Source organism: Microbacterium sp. UBA3394, from assembly GCF_002358725.1.
GTDB lineage: Bacteria > Actinomycetota > Actinomycetes > Actinomycetales > Microbacteriaceae > Microbacterium > Microbacterium luteum.
Window position 1 is genome coordinate 1 of sequence record NZ_DEPK01000109.1, and the last position, 7,188, is coordinate 7,188.

At 69.5% G+C, this 7,188-nt stretch carries 6 protein-coding genes and 1 pseudogene; 3 read left to right on the forward strand and 4 right to left on the reverse strand.

Annotation, left to right across the window (positions count from 1 at the left end; genetic code table 11):
• Both B4E30_RS06730 and B4E30_RS06735 read left to right on the forward strand, forming a co-directional pair.
• A pseudogene (locus B4E30_RS06730) lies at positions 1–504 on the forward strand (fructose 1,6-bisphosphatase); the annotation flags it as partial.
• 20 nt (positions 505–524) lie between these two features.
• A complete protein-coding gene (locus tag B4E30_RS06735; RefSeq protein WP_286794172.1) occupies positions 525–2,009 on the forward strand; it encodes a glycosyltransferase family 2 protein in 1,485 nt (494 codons plus the stop codon).
• A 69-nt stretch (positions 2,010–2,078) separates the two neighbouring features.
• On the opposite strand, the gene B4E30_RS06740 is transcribed toward B4E30_RS06735, so the two are convergent.
• Positions 2,079–3,140: a response regulator transcription factor gene (locus B4E30_RS06740; protein ID WP_286794174.1), complete on the reverse strand. Its 1,062-nt coding sequence runs from the start codon at positions 3,138–3,140 to the stop codon at positions 2,079–2,081.
• Between the two features lie 112 nt (positions 3,141–3,252).
• Positions 3,253–4,275, reverse strand: a complete 1,023-nt coding sequence (locus tag B4E30_RS06745; RefSeq protein WP_286794176.1) for a glycoside hydrolase family 6 protein — start codon at positions 4,273–4,275, stop codon at positions 3,253–3,255.
• A 114-nt stretch (positions 4,276–4,389) separates the two neighbouring features.
• Between B4E30_RS06745 and B4E30_RS06750 the strand changes: the two genes are divergently transcribed.
• Entirely contained in the window at positions 4,390–5,106 is a 717-nt protein-coding gene (locus B4E30_RS06750; protein WP_194383798.1) for an endonuclease/exonuclease/phosphatase family protein, read from the forward strand.
• Between the two features lie 16 nt (positions 5,107–5,122).
• Here the strand turns inward: B4E30_RS06750 and B4E30_RS06755 are convergent, their stop codons facing one another.
• Together B4E30_RS06755 and B4E30_RS06760 are read right to left on the reverse strand one after the other, a co-directional pair.
• A complete protein-coding gene (locus tag B4E30_RS06755) occupies positions 5,123–5,668 on the reverse strand; it encodes an LPXTG cell wall anchor domain-containing protein (protein WP_286794178.1) in 546 nt (181 codons plus the stop codon).
• A gap of 68 nt (positions 5,669–5,736) precedes the next feature.
• The coding region (locus tag B4E30_RS06760; protein ID WP_286794180.1) for a DUF4012 domain-containing protein at positions 5,737–7,188 on the reverse strand (1,452 nt) is incomplete at its 5' end.

Genomic DNA, 7,188 nt, shown 5'->3' on the forward strand with positions numbered 1-7,188 from the left:
CTCTCGACCGACGTCGCCGATCAGCTCGAGCTGCGTCTGGAGGTGTGGGCTGCGAATCCGAAACGGACGAACGAGTGGGATTCCACGACCCCGAAGACGTTCGGCTTCGCCGTCAACGTCTACGACAACTACGTGGACGAGAAGGCCGTGCTCACGCAGAAGCGACGCGTGTACATCTCGTCGATCTCGATCACCTCGCAGACGGCGCAGACGTCGGGCCAGGTGCAGAACCCGTTCCAGTTCAGCTCCGACCCGCGCACGCTCGTGCCGACGGACACCCTGCGCTCGGACCGCGGTCTGCTGCTGAACAGCTACCAGGGCGGTCTGCTGGTGCCCGAGACGACCATCAACCAGCTGCCCGCGGACACGTACGGCATCACGCTGGAATTCGCGATGACGATCGCCGTGGAGGGCGTCGCCGACGACGACACGTCGTTCTCTCAGCAGACCGTGTACCAGTACCTGCCGATCGCGATATCCTCCGACGCAACGACCGAAGAGTGACCGGCGTGAGGGAGATCACCATGACGGACGTCAACAGCCCCCGGCAGATGACACCGCACGCCGTCCACGCGCCCGATTCCATCCTGCCGCGCGAGCCCCGTACGGAGTCCGAGCCCGGCTTCGCCGACGACTTCTCGGCGGTGCTGGAGAACACCACCGGCCACCGGTCGACCATCGGATGCATCATTCCGGCGTACAACGAGGAAGAGTCGATCGCCGACGTCATCCAGTCCCTCCTCGCTCAGACGCGGGTGCCCGATGTCATCCACGTCGTCGTCAACAACACCTCCGATGCCACGGTGCGCATCGCGTCAGAGTTCGCCGGCGCCCACGAACTCGAGACCGAGATGGGCGAGCAGTTCACCGAGGTCTTCGTGCACGACATCGGCAAGAACCCCGACAAGAAGGTCGGCGCCCTCAACTACGGCTACTCGCTCGTGGAGGGCTACGACTACCTGCTCGGGGTGGACGGCGACACCACCGCCGATTCGCGCGCGGTGGAGTACCTGGAGACCGAGGCGGTGTCGGACTCGCGCATCGGCGGCATCTCCGCGATCTACTCGATCGACGACCGGCCCATCAAGGGCCTCATCGGCAAGTTCCTCATCGCCGGTCAGCGCACCCAGTTCGCGGCGTTCAACCTGCAGAACCTGCTGCGCGGGCGCAACATGGCCGTGCTGGGCGGACAGTTCTCGATCTTCTCCACCAACGCCCTTCGCGAGGTGATGCGTCAGAACCACCAGTCGACGCCGTGGGTCAAGGACAGCGAAGTGGAGGACTCGCTGCTGTCCCTGCAGATCAAGAGCGCCGGGTACCTCACCAAGATCAGCCCGTTCTCGCGGGCCGACGTCGGTGGCATGACCACGCTGCGCGGCTACGACGCCCAGCAGGTGAAGTGGACCTACGGTGCCATCGAGCTCATGTGGCCCGGCCAGCGCGGCGACACGAAGGGCCAGCCGTTCCACCCGAACCTGCGCCTGCGCTGGTTCGAGAACTTCGGCATGCTCACGAACCTCTTCGTGCGCGTCGCGTTCATCACCCTGCTGGCGGCGTCGCTGTCGATCAACGCGTTCGTCTTCTCGGCATGGTGGCTGATCCCGGTGCTCATGGCCGTGCTGCTGAACCTGCGCATCGCCTACACGATGGAGAACCGCAATTCGCGGGACGTGATGTTCGCCGGGCTCGTCTTCCCCGCCGAGATCTTCATGTGGATCCGGCTGAGCCACTTCCTGCGATCGTGGACCCGCTTCCTGTCGCGCAAGAAGGTCGACAACTGGGCGATGCAGGCCAAGGCGGAGAAGGGTGGCGGCAGCACCCACTGGATCCCGCTCATCCTGCTCGTGGCCGTGTTCGTCGCCCTCGCGGTGATCTGGTCGATGCTCGACCCGGTGGTGCAGTCGACGATCCTGTGGATCGGGTGGCCGATCGTGGGTGTCGTGACCGTCATCCAGACGCTGCTGATGTTCTTCAAGCTCATCCGCCGCCACCAGGGCTACAAGGTGTGAGGGCGACAGGGTGTGACGGATGACGCGAAGAACGGCCCCGCTCGTGCGGGGCCGTTCTTCGCGTCGGCGTCAGTTCGAGGCGGTCAGTTCGCTGGTCATGCGGTAGCCGACGCCGCGCACCGTCTCGATGTAGCGCGGATTGTTCGGGTTGTCGCCGAGCTTGCGGCGGAGGTTCGTCATGTGGGCCTCGATGGCGCGCTTGTCGGCCTCGCCGACGAAATACGACGTCACGTAGGACTCGCCGCGCAGCACCAGGGTCAGGTCGGCCTTGCTCCGCACGCGGCGCTTGGACTCCATGAGCGTGGCGAGCAGGTCGAACTCGGTGCGCGTGAGCTCCAGCTGATCGCCGCCGACGACCACGACGCGGCTGTCGGGATTGACCTGCAGGTCGCGGTGGGTCATCACCGAGGGGCCCGCGAGTTCGACCGCGCCGCCGTGCGTGGCGCGTTCGATGTCGGTGCCGGGGGCGGGGCGCTCGGGCTCCGCCGCGTTCCACTGCGGCGGGGCGTCGGCGCCGGGCGGCAGGCGGTAGGTCGCGGGGTCGCCCGGGGTCTGTGCGATCTCGGGCCGCGGCGCGTCGTAGCCGTTCCGGTGCGAACCGTCGGTCCCCTCGCCGACCGCGGGGGCGCCACCCCAGCCGGAGTCGCCGTCGTATCCGGGAGGCTGTGCGCCGCGCGACGTGTTGCGGCCGCCGGGGAACGACGGACCGACCGAGTCCTGCCGGGGCGCCGCCGGGGCGGGGGCGCCCTGCCGGGGGCGACGCAGCATGGCGTCGATGCGCGCACGGAATTCGCGCGGACGGAAGGGCTTGATGATGTACTCGTCGGCGCCCGAGCCGAGCCCGAGCACGACGTCGGCCTCATCCTCGAGCCCGGTGAGCATGATGATGTAGGTGTCGCTCTGCGAGCGGATGCGGCGCGCGGCTTCGAACCCGTCGATCCCCGGCATGTTCACGTCGAGGGTGGTGATCAGCGGCCGATACGACATGACCGCGCGGACGCCGTCGATCCCGTTGCCGACGGACACCGTCGAGAACCCCGCCGCCTCGAGCACCTCGCGGAGGAGATGGCGGATGTCCGGGTCGTCCTCGACGATGACGGCGGTCTTGAGGTCGAGCGATGGGTCGGTCATCGGCGAAGCTCCGGCTCGGGGAAGGGTGCGGACCAGGTGAGGCGACAGTGCAAGATTCTGCCTTCCGGTCATGCTACACAGTGCGCGCGAGGCGCCGCGCGCCGCGGGTGGCTCAGCGAACCTCGCGGGTGAGCTCGACCGCCGCTTCGGGCCACCACACGCCCGCGGCGGGACCGCCGTTGCACGTGCCGTCGCTCTCGCCGGGGGGCTTCACCCAGAGGTTGGTGTCGACCACCTCGTCGCCGAGGGTTCCGCCCGGCTCACCCACCAGCCGGCCGGAGGGATTGCACCAGTCGCCGTTGGAGCCCGCGCCGGAGCGCGATGTGTCGATGATCGCGTGGGAGCCGCCGAGAAGGTCGGACAGCTCGTGCGCGTAGGCGAACTCCTCGGTGGAGTGGTTGTAGTTGGAGACGTTGGTGGCGAACCCGCGGATGGCGTCGCTGCGGTCCAGGGCCTCGATGAGGGCCGCCATGTCGGCGGCGGGGAGCCAGTTGGAGTGTCCGCCGTCGACGTAGATCCAGGTGTTCGTGCCGGTCAGTCGATCGATGGCGTTGCGCAGCTGACGGACGCGTTCCTCGACGTTGCCGCACTCGGGTGCCAGTGCCAGGCTGTCCGGCTCGAGGATGACGATCTTCTGCACGTCGGGTGCCGCATCCAGGCCGCGCGCGATCTCGTCGATCCAGGTGGCGTAGTCCTCCTCGACCAGTCCGCCCGCGGAGTAGCTGCCGCAGTCGCGTCCGGGCAGGCCGTAGACCGCGACGGAGAGCGCCGTACCCGTGTCGCGGGCCTCGGACGCGAGGTTCGACACGCGCGCGGTCGCGGTGCCGATCGGATCCTCCTCCGGCGTGAGCCAGTAGGTGGTGGGCTGCTCGGCGAGGTAGGCGGTCGCCTCGTATTCCGCGGAGCCCGCGGTGAGGTCGTCGAGCGCACGGGCGGCCTTGGACTCATCCGGGGCGACGACGGTGGTCCCGACGGCGGGCGGTCTGGCGGACAGGGTCTGCACTCCCCACGTGATGAGCGAACCGATCCCGGCGAGGATCGCCAGGGTGACGACGGCGGCGAGGCCCAGCAGCGTGAACAGCAGCCACCGCGGCATCCCGAACCGTCGCCGCACGGGTGCCGGACGTACAGTCACGAGTCGATGCTATCCCGAGCCGGTGTCACCCGAACGCGCGGCACCTACGGGTCGGCTATGGGATCACCGGATGAGCGCCGGTCGGCCGGGGAGCGGGAATAGGCTGGCGGCACCATGAAGGTCATCTCCTACAACCTGCGCAAGCACCGGGCGGCCGGCGAGCTGGCCCACCTCGTCGAGCACCACGGCGCCGACGTGCTGTGCCTGCAGGAGTACGACACCCGCGAGATCCCCCCGACGATCGGCGGCCTGAGGCTGGCCGACGCGACGCAGCGGAACCGGCTGGGGCTCGCGGTGTACTACCGGGAGAACTCCTACCGCGCGGTCGACGTGCGCTCGCTCGCCCTGAAGAAGTCCCTCCACGACATGGTGCTCAAGCCCGCCGAGGAGCGCCTGCTCGGCGTGCGCCTCCACGACATCGACGACGGGCACGAATTCATCGTGGCGTCGTTCCACGCCGCACCGTTGACCGCGCTGAACTCCCTCAGGCGCCATCAGATCCGCACCGCGCTGACCGAGCTGACCTCGCTCGGGGAGGGCCTGCCCGCTCTCATGGTCGGTGACTACAACTACCCCGTCTTCAAGGAGAACCTCGGGCAGAAGGTGCGCGAGCAGGGCTACGAGCTGAGTCTCAGCGACGCGCGGACCTACACGCGGTACCGGTTCTTCCGCGGGCACTACGACTTCGCCACCTCGATCGGCTTCCGCGTCGACAAGGTGCGCACGCTGCCGCAGGGGCGGTCGGACCACCTCCCGATCCTCGTCACGGCTCATCCCACCGTCGGCGGCGCTTCCGCGTCGGCGGCGCGCACCTTCGCCGCGGAGTCCTGAAGCGGCCTGTGGGGGATCAGGAGTTGCGGTCGCGGGAGCGGCGCACGCCGGCGACGATCGCCAGCACGGCGCCGGCTGCCAGCAGCGCTCCGCCGCCGATCCACACGATCGCCAGCGACGACTGGTCGAGTCCGGTGGTGGGAAGGCCCTCTGCCGTGGTGATGCTCGCGGCCGCGGTGCCGCCGGCGGAGGTCGGCGAGACGGCGGCGATGTTGTAGGTTCCGCTCGCGTTGGCGGGAAGGGTGATGCGGATGGCTTCCAGCGCGCCCTCCGAGGTGGACGTGAACCCGGCGCTGGCGGTGCTGATGGCCATGCGGATCATGCCGAAGGTGCTGTCGGCGCCGTTCTCGCCCGTCACGGTGACGGTGACGGGCTCCTCCGCCGAGAAGGTTCCGCCCGAGCACGCGAAGGTCACGGTGCTGCCGGCGGTCATCGTGGCGGGGCTGGTCGTGCAGGAACCGGCCGGCGGGTAGATCGTCGAGGCGCTCGCCGCGCTCGGTGCAGCGACCGCGGCGATCGCGATGGCAGCGGCGATGAGGAGGCGGGTGGTCCGGCGAGTCATGGGGGGTCCCTCGTGGCGGCGAGTGAAGCGCGTGGCGACGGGGACGTGTCCTCCCCTTGGCGGGAAGTCTAGGCGGGCGGGCACGTGGCGACAACTCGGGTGCCCTCGCCGATGCGGGGGGTTGACACCGCCTCGACCGTCGGTGCACCGGGTTCACCCGGTCGCGCGGTGACGAACACGCTCGCCTGCTCGCCGGATTCCAGGTCGAGTTCGAACGTGAGCACGCGCCTGCCATCGTGGGTTCCGCCGCCGAATCCGACGTCGCCGTCGATCTCGGCGTCGACGAGGTCCCAGCCCTCCGGCAGGTAGAGGTAGCCGACGGTCCGTGCGGTGCCGGCGGGCACGCCGAATCCGCCGCCGCCGGTGATGTAGCGGGGCAGGCTGTCGGCGCCGGGGGCGGTGTTGGTGATGGTCACCCCGAGGGTCGCCTCGCCCTGCGCGTCTCCGGCGTCGTCGACCATGCACGTGTCCCAGCCGACGGTGGTGTCGGCGGTGACGTAGTAGTCCATCTTCGAGCCCGTGCCGTCGTTGAGGAACACGCCGAACCGGGCCGTGTCGTCGTCGGTCACGGGCAGCCCGCCGGCGAGCGTGGTGTCGGACAGGAGCTCCTGGTCCTCCTCGTGGTCGCTCCACAGGAGCAGTCGGTGCTCGTCGCCGGCACGGGTGAGGGCGGAGAGGAGGGCCGCGGGATCTGCGCCTCCGCCGGCGACGGCTTCGAACACGGCTGCGGCGGCGGCGGCGAAGAAGGCGTCCTGCTCCGCGGGGACCTCGTATCGGAAGTAGACCTCGTTCAGCAGCAGGTCCACGGCGTTGTCGGCGGTGAGCTCGTCGCCGGTGGGGAGAGTCACCGGACCGGTCGCCTCGAGCAGGTACGACAGCGCGACGGGGTCGACGGCGATGACCCCGTCGACCGTCTCGCCGGTCTCGCGTTCCCACATCTCCTGCGCCAATGCACCCGACAGCGCGAAGTCGGGAACCTGCGTGACGTTCTGGATGTACCGGCCGGGCCGGGTGCCGTAGATGCCGAGCACCTCCTCGTCGAGGGGGAGCACGGCATCGTCGTAGCGCGGGAAGTCGCTGGAGGAGGCCTGGGCCTGGAGCGACAGGGCGCCGTCGTCGGTGCCGATGGCCGCCACCGCGCCGGTGATCCCCCCGAGGGAGCGCCACTCGGCGTTGTTCTGGAACAGCAGCAGGTAGGTGCGCGGTCCGTCGGCGCCGAGCATGGCCGGCAGCAGTGCGGTGGCGCGAGCCACGGCGCCCGCGCCATCGCGGGTCTCTGCCAGCAGGTCGGACAGTTCCCGCACCGCGGTGCGCACCGGCGTCACGAGGGGGTCGCGGTCGATCGCGGAGACGGTGTCGGCGGCGTCGACGAGCTCCGCGGTGCCGGCGGCGGCGGCATCCTGGATCGCCGTGAACGGCGTGAGGTCGATGCGGCCGTCCTGAGGGCGCAGCGAATCGACGTCGAACGATCCGGCGACCTCGACCAGGGGGGTCAGGGCCGACCCGGCGACGTCGTCGAC

Bases quoted from the DNA above. Each gene is read 5' to 3' on its own strand.
- B4E30_RS06740 (WP_286794174.1), bottom strand. From the start codon at position 3,140: ATGACCGACCCATCGCTCGACCTCAAGACCGCCGTCATCGTCGAGGAC.
- B4E30_RS06755 (WP_286794178.1), bottom strand. From the start codon at position 5,668: ATGACTCGCCGGACCACCCGCCTCCTCATCGCCGCTGCCATCGCGATC.
- B4E30_RS06735 (WP_286794172.1), top strand. From the start codon at position 525: ATGACGGACGTCAACAGCCCCCGGCAGATGACACCGCACGCCGTCCAC.
- B4E30_RS06750 (WP_194383798.1), top strand. From the start codon at position 4,390: ATGAAGGTCATCTCCTACAACCTGCGCAAGCACCGGGCGGCCGGCGAG.